Raw genomic sequence first — 25,632 nt, forward strand, 5'->3', positions numbered from 1 at the left:
TCCAGCCACCCCTCCCGCACCCCGGCAATTCACACGGCGTTTTAAGAACCCGGCCGACTACTGACCCGCGCTCCTAGGTGGATCACCTATTAATCAGGTGCTTAGTCGTAAATCACGCAAGACGCTCGGCCTAGACACTGGCCGAGCGTTTTGCGTTATCGGGCATTGAGTTCCAGCTCTAGCGAGTTGAAAATCCATACGGGGAGCGAGGCCCCTGCGAAGTTTTCGGGAGATTGCAGTCGTCACTTTCACCAAATAGCCTGGCACAGTGACTAACTTCATTGGGGGAGCGGCTGCAGACAAGCTGCCCGAGGGCTTATACGAACTACTCAACACAGATGCACTTAGTCATCTCCTGAACAGCGATCCGCCAATGCAGCCCATCTTCGCGAACGTCGAAGACGAAGACACCCCAGACATCCTCTCCCGCCACGTCGCCGATGCCGTCCGCCATGCGCTCGTCGCCGCCAAGCCAACGGACAGAGTTGCCCTGGCAAACCGCCTCCTCCAGGAACTGAATACACAGGACCGAATCGCGGACGGCCCCACACAACTCCACTCCCTCCACCGCACGGACACCCTCAAGCGGCGCCAACTCCGCCGCCCCACCACTCCGCTATCAGACTCGGCCCTGCTCACCAACAGCAAGGACGATCCGAACCTCGCCGCGGAACTCCGGGCAGAAATCGAGTCCGCCAACACCGTCGACCTGCTCTGCGCCTTTGTCCGATGGACCGGCCTCCGCCTCCTTCAGCCGGCGCTCGAGGAGCTCCAGGAGCGCGGCGCCAAAGTCCGAGTCATCACTACCACGTACATGGGTGCCACGGAACGCCGCGCCATCGACGAGCTCGTCAACCGCTACGGCGCCGAAGTGAAGATCAACTACGAAACCCAGGCCACGCGCCTGCATGCCAAGGCCTGGTTGTTCCGCCGGGACTCTGGCTTTGATACCGCCTACGTCGGCAGCTCCAACCTCAGCCAGGCTGCCCTCCTTGACGGCCTCGAGTGGAACGTCCGGCTCAGCTCAGTTGGCACACCAACCCTGCTGCAGAAGTTCGAGGTCACCTTCGACAGCTACTGGGAGCAACGTGCCTTCCAGAGCTATGATCCGGAACGTGACGGCGAAAAGCTGGACGCCGCCCTGGAACGCAACGGTGGCCGCCGTACCGCGGCCCCAGATGCCACCACCGGGCTCGAAGTTCAGCCGTACCTCCACCAGGAGGAGATGCTGGAAGACCTGGAGGCCGAGCGGCTGAAGGGCTTCAACCACAACCTCCTGGTTGCGGCCACCGGCACCGGGAAGACCGTCATCGCAGCTCTTGATTACAAACGACTGTGCGAGGCTGCCGGCCGTGATTTGAAACTGCTCTTCGTAGCCCACCGGCAGGAAATCCTGAAGCAAGCGATGCGCGCTTACCGGGACGTCATGCAGGACGGGGCCTTCGGCGAACTCTACGTCGGAGAGCACAAGCCCCAGCAGTGGAGGCACATCTTCGCCTCGGTCCAGTCACTGTCATCGCTCGGCACCGAACAGCTCGAGCCTGACTTCTTCGACATAGTCGTCATCGATGAATTCCACCACGCCATGGCGCCCACTTACCGGCGCCTGCTGGATCATCTGCGGCCGCAGCAGCTACTCGGGTTGACCGCGACGCCGGAACGCGGCGACGGCGTCGACGTCGCCAATCAGTTTTTCGACGGCCGCACTGCGAGCGAACTGAGGCTGTGGGACGCTCTGGACGCTGACCTGCTGGTGCCATTCCACTACTTCGGCGTTTCGGACGACGTCGACCTGAGCCAGCTGGAATGGAAGCGCGGCAACTATGACACCACACAGCTGAACAACCTCTACACGGGCAACGATGCCCGCGCCGCGAAGGTGATCCGGGAACTCCGTGACAAAGTCACCAGCACCGACCAGATGCGGGCCATCGGTTTCTGCGTCTCGGTCCAGCACGCGCACTACATGGCCGAGGTGTTCAACCGTGCCGGCATCGCCTCCGTTACTGTCGATGGCAGCACCGACGATGCCGACCGCGCCGCGGCGCTGGAACGCCTCCGCAGGCGGGAGATCAACTGCATCTTCGCCGTCGACCTTTTCAACGAAGGCCTGGACCTGCCGCAGGTGGACACCATCCTGCTGCTCCGGCCCACGCAGAGCGCCACAATCTTCCTCCAGCAGCTGGGCCGGGGGCTGCGCCGTGCCGAGGGCAAGGCGGTGCTGACGGTCATGGATTTCATCGGACAGCAGCGGCGTGAGTTCCGCTTCGATCTGCGCTACCGGGCGCTGACGGGCTACGGGAGGAAGGAGCTGGAGAAGGCGGTCGAGGACGAGTTCCCGTTCCTGCCGTCGGGCTCCCAGATCGTGCTGGACCGGGTAGCGCAGAAGGTAGTGCTGGACAACATCAAGGCACAGCTGCAGTTCAACCGGGCGCAGCTGGTCCGAGACATTGCCTCGTACGCGGAGACCGAGCTGGAGGCTTATCTGGAGCAGTCCGGGAACGACGTGAAGTCGATCTACCGTTCGACGAGGGACTCGTGGACCGGATACCTCCGCCAGGCAGGCCTGATCGACGGGTTCTCGCCGCTGGAGGCTGTTCTCAGCGGGAGGATCCAGGAGCTCTCGGATACCGATGAGAGGAAGCTTCTAGGTCGTATGGCTGCGCTCATCCACGTGGACGATCCGGAACGCGCCGAGGCGTACTCAATGCTGGTCCGACCCGATGCGCCCCGCTACGCGGAGCTCGGAATGAGGGATCAGACATTCGCCCGGATGCTGTTCTATACGCTTTGGGACGACGGCGGCGGTTTCCAGACGTACGACGCCGGACTGGACTACCTGCGCGGCTATCAGTTCGTATGCAGCGAGATTCGCCAGATCGTAAGACTCGGAGTCGCGGCGTCCAAGCACGCGGCGAAGGGCCTCGGCGTCGGGCTGCAGCACGTTCCGTTGCTCTCGCATGCGACCTACCGGCGCGAAGAGGTCCTGGCGGCGCTGCAGTATGGCTCGCTGGAGCTGGGCAAGAACGTGCAGCATCGGGAGGGCGTGGCCTGGAGCCCGGCGACGTCCACCGATGCCTTCTTTGTCACGTTGAATAAGGACGATAAGAAGCACTCTGCCACCACGATGTACAAGGACTACGCCATCAGCCCGGAGCTGTTCCATTGGGAGTCGCAGAACGCGACGTCACCAGGGAGCCCGACGGGAAAGCGCTACTTGGACCGGGCTTCGCACGGTTCGAAGGTCTTGATCTTCACTAGGAATACGGCCGACGACGAGACCGGCCTGACCGTTCCTTACACATGCCTTGGGCAGGTGGACTATGTGCGGCACGTGGGTGAGAAACCCATCGCCGTCACCTGGAAATTGCAACGGCCGATGCCGGCGGATGTGTTTACGACTGCCGCTGCGGTGGCGCAATGAAAAAGCGCCAGATGCTGCCCTGATTCGGCGGCATCTGGCGCTTCCCGGTTGGGAGGTCTCCGGTCTAACCGACGGACGAAGTACTCGGCGCCCAGGCTACCGAGGCGACGGCATCATGACTGTGGATGCTCTCGAGATTCCGGATGGTCACGGCATGCCCCACGTTTCGGCTTCTCAGCGCAAGTGAGAGGTCCCTGGCCATGTCCTCGACGAAAGCCGGGTGGTCGTAAGCCGTCATTGTGATGGCACGCTCGTCTGGGCGCTTGACCAAGGGGTATACAGGGCACGATCCGCTGGACCGAATCAACTCAACAATTTGGAAGGCATCCATTGGGTAAGCGTCATCTTCGGTTCCTGAGACTGCAACCGCGACGTCACTACGCTGGTTGTGCGCTCCATAATCGCTGATGGTCTTGCTGCATGGACAAAGGCTCGTGACTTGCGTGGTAACGGTAGTGGTCAGCGTAAACGAACCCGCAGCGATGGCGGCGTCCAGTCCCAGGTCGCTCGCCTGGAAGGCCTCGAGTCCCGACACAGGGGAGATCACTCTAGTGGCTATCGGCAACGCGATGCGCACTTGGGCATGATCGATGTCCATCTTCGCGGCAACGCGCTTCATGACCAGAGGAAGTTCTCGAGGGTCGATGCTTGCCAGATGGTCGTGGACCAACTGGACCATGCGGCTCATATGGGTGCCACGGCGGTCCGAAGGAAGGGTTACCAGGACATCAAATATCCCGATACCGGCTTGGGTAGTGGTCCCGTCTCTGAACTCGGTCGGATATCGCAGGTTGGAAATTCCAACGTCGGTGAGTTCAATGCCTCGGACGTCCGCTTCGTCCTGTACGTCAGGCAGCATCTGACGCTTCTCCCCGGTAAATACATCCCGAGGTGCAGGTCTCGCGAACTTGCACAGCTGAAAGGTTCGGAAGTTTCGACTCGAGACGGACCCAGATCCATCGGGCGAGAACCTCACTGGTGGGGTTCTCTAGCCCTCGACTTCGTTGAGGTAGTTGTGGTCCAACTGTTCTTCCAGAGGCTTGAACACGGCCTTAATTTCGCCGAAATCCTGGACCCATCCCGTGTCTTTCCCTACTGCCCCTTCGACGTGAATCTGAACGCGGTAGGAGTGACCGTGCAGACGGCCGCACTTATGACCATCCGGAACACGCGGGAGACGATGGGCGGATTCAAAAGTAAACTCGCGGTAGATCTCTGCTGTGAAGGTCATGGAATTCCTAGGTACTTGTGGGTTTGCATGCTGAGTTGCCAGTTGGGGTGTTCCAAGCAGAACTCGACGGCAAGCCGGGTGTTTTCAACGATGTCCGGACCGTCCATCGGTTGAACGCGAAACGCATCGAAATCCAACTGCTCAAACGTTGTGGGGTTAACGCCTGCCTGGGGGTATACGAACTTGAGTTCGTTGCCTCCCGAAACGACGAGATCGGCGCCAATCTTGGGGCTCACGCATAGCCAGTCGACGCCTTCCGGAGGGACCTGCGTACCATTGGTCTCGACGGCGACGTAGAAACCACGGCGTTTTAGCGCTGCCACTGCTTCGTTGTCGAGTTGGAGCAGCGGCTCGCCTCCGGTGCAGACAACCATTCGATTGCCTTCCCAGCCGGAAGGCCAGGCGGCCTCAACGGCATCTGCTAGGTCCTCGGGAGTCGCGAACTTTCCGCCGCCTTCACCATCAGTTCCCACAAAATCCGTATCGCAGAATTTGCAGACAGCGCGGGCGCGGTCTGCTTCCCGCCCTGTCCATAGGTTGCAAAGGCTGAATCGGCAGAATACAGCAGGTCGGCCCGCGTGCGTTCCCTCACCTTGGAGGGTGTAGAAGATTTCTTTTACTTTGTAGTTCAAGTTACACGCCCTGGTAGGTGACGGGGTCATGGCTGCCTGCGTCCGCGAAGCCCTTGAGACGGAGGAGGCATGAGTCGCAGTGTCCGCACGCGTGGCCCGCGTCATCCGGGTCATAGCAAGACGACGTCAGGCCATAGTCGACGCCAAGAGCCAGTCCCATTTGGACGATCTCACCTTTGGTCTTGTCCATCAGTGGGGTGTGGATCTTAATTACTCCGCCCTCGACACCGGCCCGAGTTGCCAGGTTGGCCATCGCTTCAAACGCTTGGATGTACTCGGGGCGGCAGTCCGGATAGCCGGAGTAATCAAGGGCATTCACGCCAATGAAGATATCCGTGGATCCCAGCACCTCGGCGTAGGCCAGTGCGAAAGACAGGAACACTGTGTTTCTTGCCGGCACGTATGTGACTGGGATATTCTCTTCTACCTGGTCGACGGACTCGTGTTTTGGGACGTCCACGTCTGCAGTCAGGGCTGATCCACCAAATACTCGAAGATCGATATCACAAACGACGTGGTTCTTGACGCCCTGCGCCTCTGCGACACGTTGAGCGGCCTGGAGTTCCACAACATGTCGCTGTCCGTAACGGAAGCTCAGGGCGTAAGGCTCGAAGCCCTCGCTCTTCGCGTGCGCGAGTACCGTCGTTGAGTCCAGTCCGCCGCTCAATAGAACGATTGCCTTGCGTGTCATGCCATCCCTAACTTCGATCTGGTTTTCGCCTTCTAGGTGTGTACTACACCCTAGCCGGAAACTACACGATACAGTAGGTACGACACATCGACAGTTAAGGACAGGGGTCAACAGGACGTGGCAGAGAAACTGACGCTGGTCGTCACGTGTACCGACCGCAAATCTGCGCAACCAGTTGACAGTTTGCGGGTCGGGAATCTTCCTGCCGGCCCCCTGCAGGAGCGAGCGAGCCAGTGGCGTGAAGCGCTCCGCAAAGAGAGCGCACGCACACCCCTGCGTCAGCTCTACCAGGGCGACGCGTGGACTCAGGTGCTCAGGTTGGAGGACGCAACGCGGCGGGCTGGCTTCGATCCAACTCTGCTCGTGGCCTCAGCAGGGCTTGGCCTGGTGTCCGCGGACGAAGAGTGGCCCGCGTATGCAGCCACGTTCTCGCCTCGACACGCGGATTCCATTGGCACCAGTGGCACGGAGAACAAGAGATGGTGGCACTTGATGACCGACGGTCAGACGAACTTGGACGATCAGGTAACAGGTCAAACTCTACTCGTTCTCTCCGAAACCTATTCCAGCGCGATGGCTGACGATGTGAACAGAATGGGGAAGCGCGAGGACGTGGTTGTCTTCGGAGGTTCACCTGACTTGCCAACGAACCTGCGCATTCCAGCGGATCGGGGATTGAGGGCTGCCCTCGGCGGGACTTCAGGCAGCCTGAACCTCCGGACCGCGACTGCTTGGGTCAAGAGCCTTAACGCCCCGACGCTGGTGGGGCAGCGGGATCACGATGAGTGGCGAAACTGGGTCCAGGAGACCCGCAAACCAGAGTCCTACAACCGAATCCAGATGTCTGATGCTGATATCCTCAGCTTTCTTCAAGACATCCGACGAATACAACCAGACATCTCCAAAACGCGGGCGCTGCGTATGCTACGGGACGCGGGTTCGGCCTGTGAACAGAAGCGCTTTAGTGGGCTCTTTAGCATCGCGGTAAAGGATAAGAAATGACCCAAAAATGGCTGGAACGCCGTGCCCTCAAAGTTCTTCAGAATGAGGGCACTCCGCTTTACCTGTTCGCTCTAGCTGCTGAAGAAGTCGATCTCATCGCCTCAGTGGCTCGGATAGGCCGTAGCGAGGCAGGGAAGCTCATCGGGTATCAACGGCCTGAGAAGAAGAAGCACGTGAAGCAGATTCAGGATTACTTGGATAGCGCGGACGTTCTCTTTCCTAACGGGTTGATTCTCGCTCTTCCGCCAGAGGTCCGCTTTAGGTCAAGCCGTGGTCCCGCGACCAGCGACGGCCTTGTTATCGCTGGAACTCTTGAGATCCCTATGAGTGAGGGGCCAGATGGCCCGCGTCCAGCCTGGATCGTCGATGGACAACAGCGAAGTCTTGCGCTTTCACGGACGAAGAACCGTCGACTGCCTGTTCCTATTGCAGGCTTCGTTGCCGACACGCTGGAACTCCAGCGGGAGCAGTTCCTGAGAGTCAACACGGTTCAGCCTCTGCCGGCCAACCTCGTCACAGAACTGTTGCCTGAGATAACTCGAGTTCCTTCCGGAAGGATGCCAACACGAAAACTACCTTCTGCATTGGTCGACATGCTGAATCAAGATCCGTTGTCTCCGTTTGCGGGGATGATCAAGCGCGCCTCGACAACCGACGAGGCTAAGAAGACGGCTATCGTCACGGATACCGGCCTCGTGGAGGCACTCAAGGAGTCCTTGGAATCTCCTTCTGGAGTGTTGTTCCCGTATCGAAATATCGCAACCGGGACAACTGACACCGAGGGGATACGCGACGTTCTGATTACCTATTGGAGCGCAGTCCGAAACACCTTCCCCCAGGCATGGGGACTGCCCCCCACCAAGTCGCGCCTTATGGGAGGCGTCGGAATTCGAGCGATGGGCCGTCTTATGGAGCGTGTTATGGCCCATGTCGATGCAGGCGCTGCCACTGCGATTCAGGATGCCGAATCAGAGTTGCAGGTCATCGTTGACTCCTGTTTTTGGACGAAGGGGACGTGGCCCGAACTGGGCTTGCCTTGGGATGAACTCCAAAACACACCTCGGCACATCAGCGCCTTGTCCAATTATCTAGCTAGGGCTTACGTGACAAACCGGGCGACCTCAAAGTGAGGTTCTACTTCCCCGACAGCCAGGACTTGGTAAGCCCAGGCTATAACTTCCAGCACGACGAATATCCGCCGTCACGGGTAAGGCAACGGGACGACCTCTATGCGCATGAGATTCTGGATGCCCCACCGTACAGCGGTCTTCTGGTGAGCAAATCTATCGTCGACGGCGCGATGAAGGGCTCGGGAAAATACACGGGGGCCCAGCGGGCCCGACTCTACAGACTGGGTATACGAGGCTTTTTCCGGCTGCCGGATTCCATTGAGTCACTGGGCGACAACGGCGCATTCAACTACGCGGATGAACTCGTTCCGCCTGTGACGGTCGAGGAAACACTCGACTTCTATGAGGGGTGCGGGTTCGATGCCGGCGTCAGCGTTGACCACATTATCTTCGGGTATGACCCACTGGCGTCTTTGGAGAAAGTTGACCCCGCTTGGGCGGAGCGCCGGCGAATCACTCTTCGCCTCGCAGAGGAGTTCATCACGCGAGTAACCGACCAAGGGCTCAAACTCAAGCCGGTAGGCGCTGCTCAGGGATGGAGTCCGGCCAGCTATGCGGATAGCGTTCGCCAACTGCAGGCTATGGGTTATCGCAGGATCGCACTGGGCGGAATGGTGCCTCTGAAGACCAAAGATATCCTCGAGTGCCTGCAGGCGATCGATCTGGTTCGGTCTCCGACAACGGAACTGCATCTCCTGGGAATCACTCGGGTGGAATCGATGGATGCTTTCAGCGAGTATGGGGTCACGAGTTTCGACAGTACGTCAGCATTCCGACAAGCTTTTATGGACGATCGGAATAACTTTCATACCGAGCACGAATCGTTCATCGCGCTGCGGGTTCCGCAAGTCGACGGGAACCCTACCCTGAAGCGGGCCATCCTGGCTGGCCGAGTTTCGCAGAAGGAAGCCATAGCGCAGGAACGAGTTTGCCTGCGCGCTCTACGCGAGTTCGATGGAAGCGATCAGGCCATCCAAAGAGCCCTGACCGAGCTCGGCGCCTACGAGTCAATCTGTCAGGTCAAGAAGAGTTACCTCGGCGAATACAAACGTACGCTTGATGCCGCTCCTTGGAGCGATTGCAAATGCTCGCTCTGCCGGAAGCTTGGTATAGAGATTGCCATCTTCCGAGGGACCGAGAGGAACAAGCGTCGAGGCTTCCACAATATGTCGGTGCTGGCCAGCAAGATGAAGAAACTGAAGAGCAACACGCTCGTATCCACAACAAGGAGTAACAATGGCTGACCGTTACGAGATGAGGCTGCCGGCGATCCGGCTGCGACAGGGCGGGCAATACATCTATTGCTTTGGGGTGGACGGCAAGCGCATTCACGACTTTGCAACAGTTTCCCGCGTTCACCGCGACGACGACTTGCTGCAGGGATACCAAAGGCCGGAGGTCTTAAGTCACATTCGAGCGATTCGGCGTTACCTCGAATCGGATTCGCCGCTTCTGCCTAACGCGATTGTCCTCGCTTTTGACGAACGTGTGACATTTGAGCCGACTGCCCCTGTCGGCGATTTGTCGTACTCGACAGTAGGGGAACTCGTTATTCCGGTTGATGAATCTCTGCCAGACGACGAGAAGCCGGCTTGGCTTGTTGACGGCCAACAGCGCAGCGCTGCAATCCGCGATGCCGACCTGGCTGAATTTCCCGTCGCAGCGGTCGCCTTCATTGCCCGTGGCGAAGCAGAACAACGCTCGCAGTTTATCCTCGTGAACAACACGAAGCCTTTGCCCAAGGGACTCATCCATGAACTCTTGCCCGACACCACCGGGCATCTCCCCGTCGCTTATGCGCGAAAGCAACTTCCGGCCTTGATCATGACGCGTCTGAATGCATCTGCAAAGCAGATTGGCACACCATTCGGAGGCCGAATCGCTACCCCGACGACGCCCGACGGGTACATAAAGGACAACAGTGTCCTGAAAATGATCGAAAACAGCCTCTACGAGGGAGCGCTGTACCAGTACAGAGATCCCAGCGACGGCTCGGCTGATGTGGAGCAGGTGCAGCTTCACCTGAACTATTTCTGGACCGTCGTACAGTCCGTCTTTCCGGAGGCATGGGCGTTGCCGCCGCTCAAGTCACGACTTACTCATGGCGCGGGCATCCAGTCTTTGGGATATGTCATGGACTCACTGACCGAGGGCGTACCTGCGGCCGAACTCCCCGGTCTGGATCTCGAAAGTACAATCTACAAGCTCAAGCCCCTTGTCGCGTGGACGACCGGAACGTGGGAATTTTCCACCGACAATGTGCGTCGATGGAACGGGCTCCAGAACACGCCGACAGACGTTCGACTGCTGACGAACCACCTACTTCGGGCGCTTCGGTGAGTGCTTGAGATAGCTCCTAGCCATGGCTATTTGCGGCGCCAACCGTCACTCACTGGCCAGGGCAACGTGTCCGAGTCCGGCATCTTGGCAATACCGGTTTGATGCTCAGGAGGACCTGCTGGGCGCGAAACCACCTGACAATCGCTGGCTTGCAACTATCAACGTGTCTGGACGCGTGGACTTCGTCAGCGCGTCGCCGCCGCTGCACGCCGATTGATGATTAGATAAGGTTGTTCTGACGCGTCACCGTTGCGCCGCGCTAGGCTTCAAGAATGGGGATGGCAGCGGAGTAACTAGCAAGGAGCACATGAGAGTGTCCGCGCCTACCGTTGTCGCATGTCCACTTCTAGGGTGCAGGAACAGGCTACTGGCAGACCACTTGTGTCTGGCCAGACACAAAATATCAGTGTCTAGCGCCCCCGTCATGGCTCGCTCAGGAATCGGTACCGACGCAGCGGCATGCGGCCACGGGGTGTGCGTTTGAGTACAGACAGGCTTTCCATCGGCGACCTTGTTACATACATCGGAGCGCCCGGCATCGGCAGAATGGTTGAACTCGGCCATGATGTAGCAACCGTGGAGTTCTTCGAGTCGGTGTCGGAGCCTTCGGTAGGTGTAACGACTGTCTCTCTGAACGCACTGGAGGGCGTCCTCCTTGGGCGCGAGAGCCGTGTCTTCTTCCAGGATGAGGATCATAAGTGGCGCGCAGGCCGCGTGGTGGCTCCGACTACCGACGCGCAGGGCGGTGTTCAGTACTTCGTGCGTCTGCCCAATACGATTCAGGACACGATCGTTGAGGTCTCGCGCATCCGAGTCCGCTGGGACAAGCCACCACGAGATCCGCTTCAGATCTTGCTCGCCGGCGGCAACGAGACACCACGATTTCGCGATGCACGTCAACCTGTCCGCAGGTTGCTCCTCCAAGACCGGGCCTCGAGTGCGTCCGCGACTGGTATTTCGTCTTCTGGCGTACAGATGCACCCTCACCAGGTAGCGGCCGCCTTCCGAGTCCTCCACGATCCGATCCAGCGTTATCTGCTTGCAGATGAGGTCGGTATGGGAAAGACGATCGAGGCCGGATTCGTCATACGCCAGACACTCATCGACGATCCGAGGCGCAAAGTCGGCATCATCTGTCCTGATGCTCTCGTCGAACAGTGGCGAGCCGAACTTCGCGACAAGTTCTACATCGGCGATTTCGGCAGACGCGTGAGAGTTGTTGGCCACTCCGATACTCCGGGTTGGAAATGCCTGGGGACCGTCGACCTGTTGGTCGTGGACGAAGCGCATCTTCTTGGCAAGGTCACATCACCTGATGAGCCGACGTACATGTTGCTGACTTCGCTCGCACACAGCGCGACTCGGCTGCTTTTGCTCTCCGCGACGCCGTTCACTCAGGAAAGCACTACCCATCTAGCCCTGCTGCATCTGCTCGATGGCGAACTCTTCTCCTGGGGGCGTCGGGCGGAATTCGAGTCGTTACTTGCGGCACGACGCGAACTCTCCTATGCGATCTACTTGCTCGATGAGGCGCCCGATCCCGAGAATCCTGAGTATCTTCAGCACCAACTTGAGGAAGTTCAGGCGCTGGTTCCTCACGATGAACTCCTTAATCAGCGAATAGAAGAGGTGATGTCCTCTTTCGACTTGAGTCCCGTGGATGCCGGGTTGCTTAACCGTCGGGTTGCGGCTCTCAGGGCGCATGTGTCCGAGACTTATCGCTTGCATCAGCGCGTCATCAGGAACAGGCGCCATAATGTTCTGCAACAGCGACTCGACGATGAAGGTGTAATGACGCCGTTCTCGCTCACTGGAAGGACCAAGCCGCGGCTTGTTCGGCTCCGTTCTGAAGAGTTGGACAGCACAGCGGCCCTGGTTGACGACTGGCTCTCGGAGTGCAGTTCACATGTGCTCGACAACGCGTTGGATGCACGCTCGTACGCCGCTGTAGCTGGTGTGCTCGTTTCTCGGCTCGGTGGTCCGATGCGTGATCTCATCCAGATACTGCATTGCCGATCAGGCCTGCAGGCCCCGCCACCGTCGCTCTCCGGGGAGGAACTAGCAATCCTTAACTTGGCGCCAACGATGCCGTTTGAACGCGACCTCGTAGACCTAGCGGAATCCACCGCCGAGGATGCTGTTCTGGCGCTCGCGGACGCTATCGTGGATCGGTCTGCCCCTGGTCAGAGGGTTGTTGCCTTCTGCGGTCGCGGCTCGTTCGCGAAGGAATTGGTTGCCACACTCCAGAAGTCGATACGCGGCCGAGGTTCAGCTTTTGCTCACCTCGTCGGCCAGTCCGACACGGAAAGGGAGGACTCCGTTCAAGAGTGGCGGCGGCGTGGCGGCGTTCTGGTAGTGGACGAGTCCGGTGATGTCGGGCGCAACCTGCAGGACGCGACCTTGATTGTGCACGCTCGGCTTCCGTGGAATCCGAACGAGCTTGAGCAGCGCATCGGTCGGGTTGACCGGTACGGACGCAACGCGGTGGCTCATGGATTCGTCGCGACCGACAGCGACTCCTATGGAGTGCTGGCGACTTGGGCTCGTTTACTGAGTCGAGGATTCAAAGTGTTCGAGCGGTCCATTTCTGCGGAACAAGAAGTTATTGGTCCGTTGGCATCGGCGGCCTGGGAAGCATTGGTTACAGGAGGCGTCGAGGAGTTTGAATCGCTTGCGGACTCGACGAGTGAGGCTATTACCGCAGAGACTCGCCGAATCAACGAGCTTGATGCGCTTGAATCCAGTTGGGAGGCGACGGAGGAACTCGGATCCCTAGCTGAAGCCATCTCGAGGTACGACGAGCGTCACGCAAATATTGCTAAGGCGTTTGGAAACTTACTCGTAGAGGGATTCCGACTCGAGGAGCGTCCTTGGGATGGCAGCGTCCGATTTTCAGTCCACGACAGGCATGAGCCGCTCCTTAGTCCTCGGCTCGCCAACTTCTTAGCCGTGGGGGAGAAGTCCCGCATTGGGGCATTCGATCGCTGGCGATTGGTGCCGGGAAAACGGCTCTTTCGCCGGGGTAATCCGTTCATCGATGGAGTGGAACGAGTTCTGGAACTTGATGATCGTGGCCAGGCTAGTGCATTTTGGCGAGTCGATCCCCGATGGCAGTACGATGCCGTCGTCTACTTTGCCTTCGATTTCCAAGTCGAGGCGGATCCCGAGCCCCTTATGCAGATGCTCGGGGGCGACCGCGGGCATCTTGCTACGGCCATGCGCCGGTGCGATTGGGCGCTGGCTCCGTTCGAGCGGCGGGTGTGGATCGACACGAGTTCGACGGCGATGGTCGAGGCAGAGGGCGACTTGCGATTTCTCAACGCGCCATTCAACGAGACACGCGACAAGAACATGAATCCAGCACGAATCGATGCTCTTCACAATGTTGTCGGCGCCGGAAACATCTCCTTAGTGGCAACAGCGGCGGCGAAGGCGGCGCACGCCGGGCTTCTAACTACGACTGCTTTGCAGGAGGCGTGCGCTCGCGCATCAGCCCGAGTTGCCGCGGAAACTGACGTTACCATTGCCCGCAGCCGCGCACGCTCGGCCACAATTGGGATGGTGGCGGATCCAGATTCGCTGGAGTTCGACATTGCAATCGGGCACGCCGTTCAAGCCGGTGTGGAAAACCCCGTTGTGCGTACTGTCGCCGTGACGTGCCTTGTGCGCGCTTCAGAGGGATGGCAGCAGTTTGTATAGCACAGACCTGCCATCGGCTCAGTCCGCTATCAAAGTGTGGCCGGATGCCGGCGTCCAAGTGTCACCCGTCGGAGACGCGTGCCGCAGACTCATCGACGCGCTATCGACTTTCGAACACGAACGGCCGGGGGCCGGTTGGAGGGATATTGCCACCCTGATTCGCCAGGTTCTTCTTGTCGACCGATTCTCCTTCGAAGGATCACCTGAACTTGTGGTGCCTAGCGCCGAACCCTGGCCAACTGCAGACCAGTGGCAGGATTTGCATTGTCAGGCGTTCACAATTGGGCAAGGTCGCTTCCGAGTGTCGGCCAGGACCTGGGAGCCGAGTGTCGGGGAAAGCGATACCGCGCCGGCGATCGCGCAGACACGAGTCGCCGAAGTGTTTAGGCATGAGGTGATACCGGGTCCATCGAGCATCCCGGCCGACCCATTCTGGGCGGCGGCCCACAAGTACTCGACATACCGTGGTGTCGCACAGCAGCAGGCAGCCCGCGCAGCCGTCACCAACGACGGCACACCATTGATCATCTCGCTACCGACCGGTCGGGGAAAGACCGCAGTGGCATGGTCCAAGTCGTTCCTCAGTTCGGAAGGAGTGACGGTCGTGATCGTTCCTACTGTCGTGCTTGCGCTCGACATGGAACGGAGGACGCGTGAGCAGGCGCAGACCAAGAACAAGCAATTAAGCCCAGTCGACCGCTATGCCTATACCGGAGGTCTTGACGGTGATGTAAAGCGAGGGCTAAGGCAAGGGATCCGTGATGGAACGCAGCGAATTCTCTACACGAGTCCGGAGGCGTTCGTTTCGGGCCTCAGCGGCGCTGTCCTTGATTGCGCAAAGTCGGGCCTGCTGCAGCAGATAGTCGTTGATGAAGCGCATTTGGTCGATCAGTGGGGGACGACTTTAGACCCGAGTTTCAGGTCTTGCCGGGCCTGGCTCGCGAAGCTTACGAGGTTGCACCAACTGACCGTAAGCCTTCGATCCTCCTGATGAGCGCCACGATCGCACAGAGGCAGGTGGATAAGTTGACACACCTTTTCTCGTTCGACAACTCGGAAATCGACCTTCTGTGGGGCTCAGCGTTACGCACGGAACCGGCGTACTTCGCGCATCAGTTCGACGATCACGACGTGAGGCGAGAGGCCATCATCGACGCGGTGTCACTGCTCCCAAAGCCGCTGATCCTTTATACAACCACTGTCAGCGACGCCAATGATTGGGCCGCCTGCCTTAGATCGCGCGGCATGCTTCGCGTCGGCGTCGTGACCGGTAAGTCCTCCGATGAGGATCGTCAAACGGCCGTAGAGCGCTGGAGGGGCTAGGGACTAACGGTGCGATTGCCCCGACCCAATTTGACGTGATCGTGGGGACTTCGGCGTTCGGACTCGGCGTAGATGTTCCTAATGTGCGGACTATTGTGCATGCCTGCATGCCTGAGTCCGTTGACAGGTATTACCAAGAAGTAGGGCGCGCCGGACGAGACGGGCGAGCGACCGTGGCGGTTCTCTACCCTGGGCCTCATGACCGCCGTGTAGCGGCGAACCTCGCAGGCGCAACTTTCATTGGTCCGGATAAAGGATGGACTCGTTGGAAAGCACTTCAGGAAACCGTAGAGAAGGTTGAGGGGGCTAGCGACCTTCGCTTCCGAGTCCGAAAGAGCACGTTGCCCACGTACATGGATCGTGGGTATGGGCAGAGTGCGCAGTGGAACATTCGAACCCTGACCTTGATGGCACAAGCAGGAATCATAAAACTTCGAACTCCAAGTTGGCGCCCCCCAGAAGCCGTGGCTCCTGAGCAGATTCAAGCTCTGCGAGATACATTTCTCGAACGGGCCCATGACCTCATTGAATTCGAGTTAGTCAATGGCGCACTACTATCTCGCGAGGGTTGGACTGACGCTGTGGAAGTGGAGCGCGTTCGCGCGCGAGTTGAGTCGGACGCCTCTCTTGAGGCTGTGTCTGAACTGATCGCTGGCAGGCAGTGCGTCGGACGAATCCTCGCAGCGCACTACGAAGTCCGAACCGTTGATGGTGGTCGTCTGACCACTTATCCGGTCTGCAGAAGTTGCGCTGCATGTCGCTCGAACCCAGACACCGCCACAGGCATAGCTGGTGACGAGTTCGGTTACCCACGTCTTCCAAGGCGTCGCGCACCAGTGGATCCGCTACGGCGATGGAGGGGCACGTCATCGGCGCTATTCATCACGCTCTCCGCGGGAGACGATCCCTTTGCTCTTTTGAGAAGGTTGGCAGGCGTTGGTGTCGAGGTTTTCCACGGCATCACTCCGCAGGTCGGACTGCGCCTCCAAACAGCGGCCGGAAGTCGGCCAATCATCATCGATGATGATGGTTTAGATGTTTGGCCTCTGGCCTGGTATCACGAAGACAGCATCGTGTTTGTGCTCAGCGACGGGATCCCCGATCTCGCGGTGCAGCGGATCGAACTCGGTTTGCCGACGTACCTTATCGGTTCCCAAGATCTCGAAGACCCAACACGTCCCGAATGGATGTTTGCCCAACTGCAGGACGCGGTGGTCGACGCCGGTGCCCTTCTGAAGGAGTTGTAGTGGAATTACTCAACATCAGCCCCGTCCCGATTCTGCCGCGAACGATGTGGGTGGCTTACCGCGCGCTTCAAGCAACTCCAGGCCTCACTCGGCGGGAACTTGAGGACGCTGTGTGCCCGCCCACTATGAGGGAGGAGACGCCAGGAAAGGGTGCCCACACGGAGCGGGCGGTCGATGCGCTGGTCAAGTTTGGACTGGTCGATATCGATGAAGGCACAGAAGGGGATGGGCGGACGCTGTCCGCGCCAGGCCACGCTTCGCTGCAATCATTTACGCGGAACCTGCGTGATTGCGTGCTCGGCGCGGCTGTGACGGAGGAGCCGATGCCGCAGGACCTGAATAGGGCGGTCGTATGGTTACTGTCGCAGTCGCCACTAGATGCTTACGACCGGCTCCGAGCCGACAAGGAACTCGGGGGTTTCTTCGTCAACGACACTCGATGGAACACGTTCCGGTACTGGGCCACATTTTTGGGGTTGGGTCGTGAATGGCCGCTCGAAGGGGGTGGTCTTGCTGTTGACCCCACCCCGGCAGTGGAGGATGCAATCGTCAATCCTAAGGGCAGTGAGGTAGTTACCGGCACGTCCATCGAAGCGCGCCAACTGGTGAGGCATGTTCAGGCAGAGATTCCCGCGTTCGTTCAGGTTGATACGAATCAGGCGGACTCCGCCCCAACCTCAATGGCGTATGCCTTCCGGGCACTTCAAGCTAGTGGGAGGCTCAAATTTGAGAACCGGTCGGACTCCAGATCCTTGGTGCGGCTCCCGGCGGGGGCGGGCGCCGCGGACGATGCTTTGTTTACGCACGTGACCATCGAGGTAGGAAACTTATGACCCCCCGTATGAATCAGGTAGTGTGTTGGCGACCGGAGGACGTCGCCAACACCATTCCGACTGAGGCTGCCAGCCCCTCGAAGCCGGTACTCCTCGCCACGCACACTCCCTTGAGGATTCGCAAGGCCGGCCTGGGCGAATTGGGTGAGTCAATCAGTGAGGAGGAGTTCCTCGACGAGTTCCTCAACAGCACACCCAAGGAAGGCATCCGAGTCACGCCTGTGTTGGGGCAATCGGGTTCCGGGAAGTCGCACCTCGTCCGGTGGGCGGAGGCCCGCATCCAACCAATCCCAGGGCGTAGGCGAATTATCTACCTTCCCAAAACGCGTACCAGCCTGCGGGACGTCATTGAGGAACTCGTTCAGAAGGAGACTGGTGAGGAGTTTGATGAAATCCGGAGCCAACTAGGTGGCTTGAGGGAGTCAGTCGACCCTGAGAAGCTCGGGCGACGACTTCTCGACGAACTGGCTGAATCTATCCGCGAGGCGGCAGCGGATAATTTCCTATCGAAGGTTCTCGTAGGCGAGCGGGGTCTCTATGTCCTCCTCCATGACCCGATGTTCCGCGAGTACCTTCTTCGACCCGGGGCCTTTGTGCCCAGTCGAGCGGCGCACGCCCTTCGCGGGCGGGGTGACAATGAGGAAGACGTCCCAACTGAGTTTACGGTAGATGATCTCCCGCTCTCGATAGCCGACCACGGCAATATTCGCGACGCTGGTTCGGCAGCGCGCTTGATGTTCAAGCGTCTCAGTGCGGACACGAAGCTACAAAGTGCGGCGATTGACATGCTCAATGAGCACCTCGACGTGGCGGTGATGCGGGCTGCGGATCTGGGAGTGGGGACTGTTCAGCGCGCGTTCATGACGCTTCGTGAAAAGCTCGTCGGCCAGGAGATCATTCTGCTTGTCGAGGACTTTGCGATCATTCAGGGCATCAAGCGTGACCTGCTCGACGCGATCATCGAGGTCGGCACCGTCGCAGGGGTGGAGAAATACGCAACTGTCCGAACGATGATGGCCGTAACGTCTGGTTACTACGACAAGTTGGATGACACATTCCGTACTCGTGCTGAAGCAAGTTCGCCTGTCTACTACGTGGATGTGAGGATCGACGACGCCGAAGATGACGGTACGCAACTCGTTGGCTTCGTGGGGCGCTACCTCAATGCAGCCAGGCTGGGGAAAGCGAAGATTGAAGCCAGCGCTGTCTCAGTTAATGCTTGTGAAGGTTGCCAATTCCGCGATGAATGTCATGCCACTTTTGGAGCGACTAAGGACGGTTTCGGCCTGTATCCGTATAACGAACCGGCGCTGCGTCGTGCTATAAAAATCACGGCGGATCCAATGCGTCGAGACCTGTTTAACCCGCGCACGGTGTTATCGAAGATGGTTCGTCCTGTGCTCGCGAACGAGGCCAGCGCCATTCGAGAGGGTCGGTTCCCGTCTCCCGAGTTTCTGCGACACGACCGAGCACGCGACAGAAGTGAGTCGCCTGCGAACCGCCTGCCCGATCTGCCCCTGAGTCTTCGGCGAGCCCTTGACGAACGATACGAGGGGCCTGAACAGACTAGGTATCTCGTTGTATTCCAGTTCTGGGGAGACGTCTCCCAAAATGTCAACCCGGGTATCTATGCGGCCTTCTCGCTTCCATCCGCGGACCTTGAGGCAGACGACGCGGTCGAGCCGAAGCCTGCCCCAATCCCGACAACGCCGGGGGAATCCGTTTCGCCAATCTCTGCTACGGTCCGCAGGCAACTCGAGGACGTGGACAACTGGTCGAAGGGCAGTCCGCTGCCGCAGGCTGTTGCCCGAGAGATACGTAGCATCGTTCGTCAGGCGATGGTCGCTGGACTTGACTGGTCGGAACCGATCATGAAGGACCCGAGTGCTCCGATCCTGGCGAAGGCTGTGCCTGACAAGGCGCAGATCTCTCGAACTGTGTCAATCGAGGACAGCCGGGAGGGCCGCGCAGCCGTCGTCGAACCGATCGTGCGGTTTGCTCGAACGCCGGGCAATGCGCTTCTCTTTCAAACGCTCCTGCAGTTCCAAGACAACCCGGCGTCGGCTCCGGAGGGCCTCCTGCGGCTTCGCGAGTTGGCTGACCGGCATCGAGGAGAACTAACGGGACGAGTGATTGCAGCCAGCGATTTCTCGGACGACAAGTTGGTAGCGGCCGCCGCATCATTGATCTCAGGTGCGGCGCTTTGCGGGCAACTACCGACCAAGCCGAAGGCCAGCGATTATGTCGCTGCCGCATTGTGGGGTGGGCAAAATTACTCGCGGGGCGACACGACGCTCACGGATTTATGGACGAAAGCGGAGGGTGCATACCTAGCAACTCGGAAGATGGCGGTTGAGGGGTTTCGTGCAGCCATTGGATCGAGTCAGGGTGCAACAGGTGCTGTCCATGCGATTGATGACCCAAGGGCGCGAAAGATTGTGGAAGCTGCCCGAAAGCTGACAGCCCCACCTGAGCCCGACGAGATGCCGGATTGGGCCTTAGTTGCGGAGAAAGCGCGCAGGAATTTTGAAGCCAGCGTTCACGTCCAAATTGCCGACTGGCGGCGCGTTGTGGCCGAGGTTCGGAATCACATCCCTGACGACGTTTCTTACTCTGCTACCGTCGACGCCATAATCGCGGCGACCCAGGCGGGCCAGTCCCAGGGGTATGTCAAGGAGAGACTCGCCGATGTTCAAAGGGCTAATGCACATGCCAAGACACTGAACTTTAGCTCTGTTGCCCGCCTTGAGTCGGCTCTCGTCGAGGCAGACGGCAAGAGCGGTCTTGCCTTGGCGCTGACAATCGGCGGTATCGACGCACGCGATGCGGCGAGCATCCGCGAGTATCTTCGATTCAGTGCGGTGTGGCTGGATGCGGGCCTCACAGCCGCTGAATCACAACAGCGAGACGGTGCTCTGGACGTCGACGAAGATATTGATGCGGTACTACGTAAGTGGGCCCGCATTCTCGAAGCAGAGGAAGGCGAAAAGGGTGTCCGCTGATCTCTTGGCCCGGGCAAACCGCCTGGAAAAGCTTGCCAAACTGGCTCAGGACAGCGAGGGCGACAAGCAGAACCTCGAACGTGTGAAGTTAGCTGCGGATAAGCTCTCGGCCACGCTGGAAAAGTTGGGCCAGGAACTTGCAACCCGCCGCGCACTAGATGGCGTAGGCGTTCCACGGGAGTTCGAGCCCGACATCGTTTCGGTTTTCGTGACCCTTCGCGACTTCATTGGAGCTCGCGGACGTCCCACCCCGGAGCGTATTCAGCGGGCGAACACTATTGTTACGCGACAGATCGATGAACTCGGGACCGATGATCGAGACCGCTGGGTAAAATGGACTACATCTGAGTTGGATGGTCTGCCGGAGCATAAGGCCACAGCGCTTTCGCACCAAGACCGTTTTCGCGTCGCCGGCTTCATCCGCGAACTCAGGGCCAGTTCGCGCCGTCCGCCGAGCGTCGAGCAAGTCAGTGCGTTTAAGAGTCTTCTTCGACTCGTTGGCGAAGAACTTGGAGAGATCGAACTGAGCGGGCCAATCCTCCGAGTGCTTGAACGTTTTGCTTCGGCAGACGGCGTCGCGCTCAAGGAACTGACCGACGCTGATATCGCCGCACTTCGCTCAGATTCGTCGATAGAGGCGCAGTTCGTTGTCCGGCGGCAGGTGTGATGGGCGACCGGTGGACGACAGTACCGGAAGTACTCACGGCGCTAGAGGACCTCGAACTTCCTCGTCTCTCCTGGGGCATTGTCGACGGCTTCTTGAGCGAGGCCGAAGTGCGCGAAGTACTCGACCGTCAGGTGCTCCAAGACCTGCATTTGGGGACTCAGGGGCCATCTAGTGACGAATACCTAGATCGTCTTCTGGAGGATGGTCTTCTGCATAGGGTGCAGGGCGTGATGCAGCCACGGTACCGAACTCGGCTTGCTGAGGGGCTCCGCCTGTTCCGTCGACTTCGGCAACTCTGGGTGCCGAATAACAAGGACGCAACCGGATGGTGGCGTTCAGGCGCAGCACTCGTGGCAGACTACCGGCTGCGGGTCGCACCTCGTCGCTACCCGCGGCGAGAAATATCGGCGTCGGACGTAATCGGTCGACTCAAGCGCACGTCTGATTGGAGCGTTGTTTCGGAGGCGGTTGCTAAGGAGATCATCGGCGAGAGGCAGTTGGCCCGCTTTCAAGTCGATGCAGCGGTCAGTGTCATCGCGGCCATGCAGGCCGGACGGACGGTTGGCCGGATTGTGACCGCCGGAACTGGTTCCGGCAAGACCTTGGCCTTCTATCTACCGGCACTCCTGGATCTCGTCTCAAAGCGGAATTCGCCCGCGAATACCCCGCACACGCTCGCGTTGTATCCCCGAAACGAACTGCTCCGAGATCAAGCTCGCGAGGCCCTCATTCAGTGCCGACAAGCGAACCGTGTTCTGCCAAAGGGTGCCCGCCTGATCAGGATCGGCCTTCTCTACTCCTCCACGCCGCGTGACGCGGGTGCTTTCCGGGGAGGCCGTATCCCGCAAGGCTGGCGGCGGACGACGTCGGAGGACGGCTGGATCGCTCCCTATTTCCCATGCCCCACAGACGGATGCCGCGGCGATCTTGTGTGGAACGACCTCGACCGCAGTCGGCAAGTGGAACGCCTCAAGTGCACCACCTGTGAGTCGGTAATTGATGGCGCCGAGCTTGCGCTCACGCGTAGGTCAATCGCCGCGTCGCCGCCAGATATCTTATTCAGCACGACCGAGATGCTCAGCCGTAGTTCTACGAGCAGCTTTCTTGGAAGAGTGCTGGGCTGGCGTGGAAACAGTTCTATTCGACTTGTCCTCCTCGACGAGGCGCACACTTATGCGGGTGTGCACGGCGCGCAGGTGGCACTTATGTTGCGGCGCTGGCGCTATTCCAATGCACAGTTCGGGTCACCTGCCCCCGTATTCGTGGGTTTGTCTGCAACGCTAAAGGAAGCTGGGGAGTACTTCGCCACTCTGATCGGGACGGATCGATCGGACATTGAGGTCATCGGTCCGGTCGAGAGCGAGCTCGCTTCGATGGGTCGAGAGTACGGGATCGTGCTGCGCGGAGATCCGGCCTCAGGCGCGGCCCTGCTATCGACTACGATCCAATCGGTCATGCTCGGAGCGCGACTGCTCGACAGAGAGCCGGGAACCTTCGGCGCATCTGCCTTCGTCTTCACTGACGATCTCGACGTCACGAATCGCCTGTTCGATAACTTCAGAGACGCTGAGGGCTACTTCAATGGGCGGCCGAACTCTCGGGCACGCCTAGCGGATCTGCGGGTGTCTTCTGACCCGCAGGCGATTGCACGCTACGAAGACGGCCAATCCTGGGATGCTGCAGAGCAACTTGGCAGGCTTCCCGGGGGCCTACGCGTCGGCAGGACGTCCTCGCAAGACAAAGGCGTCGATGCTGTGGCTGACGTAATCGTCGCGACAGCATCGCTCGAGGTCGGGTTCAACGATCCACGGGTTGGCCTCGTAGTTCAGCACAAGGCCCCAAGCGACATGGCTTCGTTCGTGCAGCGTCGCGGCCGGGCTGGCCGATCCCTCGACATGCGGCCGATCACGCTGGTTGTGCTGTCGGACTATGGCCGTGATCGGATCCTTTACCAATCCTATGAGCGGCTGCTTGACCCTGAGATCGATGCGCGAACACTGCCAACGCGAAACCGCTTCGTTTCGAAGATCCAGGCCACTCATGCAATGCTCGACTGGCTCTATCGCCGATTGGACATTGACGTTCGATCCCTGCTTACGGCACCAACGAACTGGGCTAAGGCTGCGTCCGAGTCACAGCCTCTCATCCGGGAGCTAGAAGCACTGCTCAGGGATGACTCAAGACAGGCGTCGCTTCAGGAGTTCATTCAGCGATCCCTGCGCGTGAGCGTGGACGATTCGACAGCAATATTGTGGGATGAACCGCGCTCTCTGATGCTTGCCGCCATACCTACCGCGCTGAAGCGGATTGAGTCAGGATGGAGGAGCGCTGACGGCCAAGTCGACTCGCCCGGCGGCACACCGCTACCAGAGTTCATGACGGGTGCACTCTTCGAAGCGCTCAACAGTCCCGACGTCGGATTCGACCTTCCGCCGGCGATGGTTCCCGAAGAGGAGGCAACTATGCCTATCCGTCAGGCGTTAAGCGAGGCGTCGCCAGGGAGGGTCAGTCGCCGTTTCGGCTTCAAACACGCCTCGCACAGATCCTGGATGGCTCTTCCCGTTGAGGGGGACGATCTTCCCCTCGCCAGTGTAGTGTCGAAGGGCCACAATCTAGGCGACTGGACGGCGTCCGATGGATTGACTTACACGGTCGTCCGCCCAATCCGGCTCAGGCTGACGTCACCGCCGAACGAGATCCGCGATTCATCGAGCGCGACACCTGTCTGGCGCAGTTCATTTGTCTTCTCTGAAAGTCCAATCTCGGAGGTCGACTTCCCCGAGACCTCCGCCTGGACGCCGCTGGTTGGCTCCTGCGGATTCGCACTTCATATTGCAGGAAACCCGTTGACAGTGCGCCGCCTAGCAATCGGTTCTGAAGGCGAGGTCCTCTACGTCGATGGAACGCGGCAACCTCATTCGACTCGCTACAGCCACGAGGGGACGCCTGCGGCACTAGGATTCGAACTCGAAGTTGACGCATTCGTCGTCGAGGGAGAACTCAGCGAGGTCCGGGGCCTCGACTTGGCTGAGTTTGCCGCCGGTCCGCAGTGGCGCACCCTGGCCTTTAAGACACGCATCGAAGAAGACAATCGCCTGGACGGCCTGGCCAACTACTTCGTGAGGCAGGCGCTGGCGGACTTGTACCTAGTTGCCTACGCACGCAACGGCAGCGACGGCGGCGACCGTCACCTGGCGCTTCGACAGACATCGAACGCTGGTTGGCGCGCCCATGTAGACGCCTTCTTCCGCGCGGTATACCGGTCTGATGAGGGCGCACCTGAGGCGGCGATGAAGCGTGTTAGGGAACTTGAGCAGTTGGCTGACGTACCCGGCGTGCACGAAGTGCTGGATGAGCACGGGCGACTCCTCGTCGATGCGGTCCCGGGAGCGGGGACGGGAGACCTGCTTACGCGCGCTGTGCTGGACACCTTTGCGTCCGCGATTCTGGCTGCCGTCCACCGGCGGGTCCCAGATGCCCAGGACGCGGACATCGTGGTCGATGTCGTGGTTGACGAGCGGAACGACACCTTCCGGATCATCGTCTCCGAGACAGAATTGGGCGGCCTTGGCCTTCTCGAAGAGTTGCAGCGCGACTACGCTACTGATCCGCGCCGCTTCTGGGAGGTGGTTGCGGAGATGTGCGGTCCGAGTGAGTACGAAGACGTTGATGCCGCTATGCAGTGGGGGGCGAACGAACTCGCTCACCGTGATTCGAGGTTTGGGGCTGCGGTTTCTCGGTATAGGACCGCAACGTCTTCGGCGGAATTCGACGACGCGATTGACGAGATCCGAGCGACGCTGGATGACAACGATGGCCCAGCGTCGCATCTGCTGATGTCAACGATCGCCACACGAATGTTGCGACCCGGCTCATCTCCATCTGGGGACATGGCCACGGCCTATCTGGTCAAGAGGTGGGGCGAGATCGAGTCGCATATTGGCGTCGAACTCGACGCTCGCGTCATCGCGTTTCACGGCGCGAGCGGAGCGCTCGGGCAGAGCATTGCGCCTTTGAATGCCGATACAGCATTCGCGGCGCTGTGGCTGCGGGGACCCAGCGCTCGAAACGTGGCCCTGAACGACTGGCAGCCTTACGCCGCGAATCGATTGCGTGAGCGACTCGTTCTCAGCGCTGTCGTCGCCGACAAATCAGTCATTGTCGATGTGGCCTCTAGTGCCTGGGAGATCGAGTATCTCGAGGCGATCGCTCGTGATGGCGCGGTAAGACTCTCCGCCGATTTCTCGCATCGCGAGCAACTCGCACGGGCTCTCAGAATGGTGACTGCCCTGCCAATTGACGTCGGCGCGCTTCGCGTCTACGGCCAACTCCGGAAAGTGGCTCGCCAAGGCCGGAACCTGGTTGCGTCCGTTGCACTGGCGGAGGGAAAGCAATGAGACGAAGCCGGACA

16 protein-coding genes and 2 pseudogenes are annotated in these 25,632 nt (G+C 59.6%); 14 read left to right on the top strand and 4 right to left on the bottom strand.

Translation table 11 applies throughout. The annotated features are described in order from the left end of the window. Window positions 1–373: 373 nt before the first annotated feature. A complete protein-coding gene (locus FCN77_RS05610; protein WP_137321469.1) occupies window positions 374–3,424 on the top strand; it encodes a DUF3427 domain-containing protein in 3,051 nt (1,016 codons plus the stop codon). A 64-nt stretch (window positions 3,425–3,488) separates the two neighbouring features. Here the strand turns inward: FCN77_RS05610 and folE2 are convergent, their stop codons facing one another. The 4 genes and pseudogenes from folE2 to queC form a co-directional block, all read right to left on the bottom strand. Further along, on the bottom strand, window positions 3,489–4,283 hold the full coding sequence (gene folE2, locus FCN77_RS05615) for a GTP cyclohydrolase FolE2 (RefSeq protein ID WP_217496234.1): 795 nt from the start codon (window positions 4,281–4,283) through the stop codon (window positions 3,489–3,491). Next, a pseudogene (gene queD, locus FCN77_RS27335) lies at window positions 4,273–4,655 on the bottom strand (6-carboxytetrahydropterin synthase QueD). Before queD ends, folE2 begins: the two are co-directional and overlap by 11 nt. Then, entirely contained in the window at window positions 4,652–5,287 is a 636-nt protein-coding gene (gene queE, locus FCN77_RS05625; RefSeq protein ID WP_137321470.1) for a 7-carboxy-7-deazaguanine synthase, read from the bottom strand. Before queE ends, queD begins: the two are co-directional and overlap by 4 nt. Before the next feature lies 1 nt (window position 5,288). Next, entirely contained in the window at window positions 5,289–5,978 is a 690-nt protein-coding gene (gene queC / locus FCN77_RS05630) for a 7-cyano-7-deazaguanine synthase QueC (RefSeq protein WP_137321471.1), read from the bottom strand. A 117-nt stretch (window positions 5,979–6,095) separates the two neighbouring features. On the opposite strand from queC, the gene FCN77_RS05635 reads away from it, so the two are divergent. From FCN77_RS05635 to dpdJ, 13 genes and pseudogenes are all read left to right on the top strand, one after another. Next, window positions 6,096–6,980: a hypothetical protein gene (locus FCN77_RS05635; protein ID WP_137321472.1), complete on the top strand. Its 885-nt coding sequence runs from the start codon at window positions 6,096–6,098 to the stop codon at window positions 6,978–6,980. Next, window positions 6,977–8,110, top strand: coding sequence for a DGQHR domain-containing protein DpdB (dbpB, locus tag FCN77_RS05640; protein ID WP_137321473.1), 1,134 nt, complete (start codon window positions 6,977–6,979; stop codon window positions 8,108–8,110). The genes FCN77_RS05635 and dbpB (FCN77_RS05640) overlap by 4 nt, the downstream gene beginning before the upstream one ends. Then, on the top strand, window positions 8,107–9,354 hold the full coding sequence (gene dpdA, locus FCN77_RS05645; RefSeq protein ID WP_137321474.1) for a tRNA-guanine transglycosylase DpdA: 1,248 nt from the start codon (window positions 8,107–8,109) through the stop codon (window positions 9,352–9,354). Before dbpB (FCN77_RS05640) ends, dpdA begins: the two co-directional genes overlap by 4 nt. Further along, window positions 9,347–10,450: a DGQHR domain-containing protein DpdB gene (gene dbpB / locus FCN77_RS05650; protein WP_137321475.1), complete on the top strand. Its 1,104-nt coding sequence runs from the start codon at window positions 9,347–9,349 to the stop codon at window positions 10,448–10,450. The genes dpdA and dbpB (FCN77_RS05650) overlap by 8 nt, the downstream gene beginning before the upstream one ends. 480 nt (window positions 10,451–10,930) lie before the next feature. Then, window positions 10,931–14,149 carry a protein DpdE gene (dpdE, locus tag FCN77_RS05655; protein ID WP_175417153.1) on the top strand — a complete coding sequence of 1,073 codons (3,219 nt, stop codon included), beginning with the start codon at window positions 10,931–10,933 and terminating at the stop codon, window positions 14,147–14,149. Between the two features lie 301 nt (window positions 14,150–14,450). Then, window positions 14,451–15,140, top strand: a complete 690-nt coding sequence (locus tag FCN77_RS05660; RefSeq protein ID WP_175417154.1) for a DEAD/DEAH box helicase — start codon at window positions 14,451–14,453, stop codon at window positions 15,138–15,140. Beyond that, window positions 15,140–15,472, top strand: coding sequence for a hypothetical protein (locus FCN77_RS05665; RefSeq protein WP_137321478.1), 333 nt, complete (start codon window positions 15,140–15,142; stop codon window positions 15,470–15,472). Before FCN77_RS05660 ends, FCN77_RS05665 begins: the two co-directional genes overlap by 1 nt. A gap of 26 nt (window positions 15,473–15,498) precedes the next feature. Continuing rightward, window positions 15,499–15,660 (top strand): annotated as a pseudogene (locus FCN77_RS26645) (helicase-related protein); the annotation flags it as partial. Window positions 15,661–16,308: 648 nt separating this feature from the next. Beyond that, the gene (locus tag FCN77_RS26650) at window positions 16,309–16,719 is read left to right on the top strand and encodes a hypothetical protein (RefSeq protein ID WP_254678867.1); all 411 of its coding nucleotides are present in this window, start codon (window positions 16,309–16,311) and stop codon (window positions 16,717–16,719) included. Further along, entirely contained in the window at window positions 16,719–17,552 is an 834-nt protein-coding gene (locus FCN77_RS05675) for a hypothetical protein (RefSeq protein WP_137321479.1), read from the top strand. The genes FCN77_RS26650 and FCN77_RS05675 overlap by 1 nt, the downstream gene beginning before the upstream one ends. An 8-nt stretch (window positions 17,553–17,560) precedes the next feature. After that, window positions 17,561–20,554, top strand: a complete 2,994-nt coding sequence (gene dpdH, locus FCN77_RS05680; protein WP_137321480.1) for a protein DpdH — start codon at window positions 17,561–17,563, stop codon at window positions 20,552–20,554. Continuing rightward, complete coding sequence (locus FCN77_RS05685) at window positions 20,544–21,221, top strand: hypothetical protein (protein WP_137321481.1); 678 nt, start codon at window positions 20,544–20,546, stop codon at window positions 21,219–21,221. Before dpdH ends, FCN77_RS05685 begins: the two co-directional genes overlap by 11 nt. After that, window positions 21,221–25,618, top strand: coding sequence for a protein DpdJ (dpdJ, locus tag FCN77_RS05690; protein WP_137321482.1), 4,398 nt, complete (start codon window positions 21,221–21,223; stop codon window positions 25,616–25,618). Before FCN77_RS05685 ends, dpdJ begins: the two co-directional genes overlap by 1 nt. The last annotated feature ends 14 nt before the right edge of the window (window positions 25,619–25,632 follow it).

It is taken from the genome of Arthrobacter sp. 24S4-2, from assembly GCF_005280255.1.
GTDB lineage: Bacteria > Actinomycetota > Actinomycetes > Actinomycetales > Micrococcaceae > Arthrobacter.

What these genes read in the sequence shown, in the direction of transcription:
- queC (WP_137321471.1), bottom strand. Translation starts at nt 5,978, where the DNA reads ATGACACGCAAGGCAATCGTTCTATTGAGCGGCGGACTGGACTCAACG.
- dpdH (WP_137321480.1), top strand. Translation starts at nt 17,561, where the DNA reads ATGAATCAGGTAGTGTGTTGGCGACCGGAGGACGTCGCCAACACCATT.
- FCN77_RS05610 (WP_137321469.1), top strand. Translation starts at nt 374, where the DNA reads ATGCAGCCCATCTTCGCGAACGTCGAAGACGAAGACACCCCAGACATC.
- dbpB (WP_137321473.1), top strand. Translation starts at nt 6,977, where the DNA reads ATGACCCAAAAATGGCTGGAACGCCGTGCCCTCAAAGTTCTTCAGAAT.
- folE2 (WP_217496234.1), bottom strand. Translation starts at nt 4,283, where the DNA reads ATGCTGCCTGACGTACAGGACGAAGCGGACGTCCGAGGCATTGAACTC.
- dbpB (WP_137321475.1), top strand. Translation starts at nt 9,347, where the DNA reads ATGGCTGACCGTTACGAGATGAGGCTGCCGGCGATCCGGCTGCGACAG.
- dpdJ (WP_137321482.1), top strand. Translation starts at nt 21,221, where the DNA reads ATGGGCGACCGGTGGACGACAGTACCGGAAGTACTCACGGCGCTAGAG.
- FCN77_RS05665 (WP_137321478.1), top strand. Translation starts at nt 15,140, where the DNA reads ATGAGCGCCACGATCGCACAGAGGCAGGTGGATAAGTTGACACACCTT.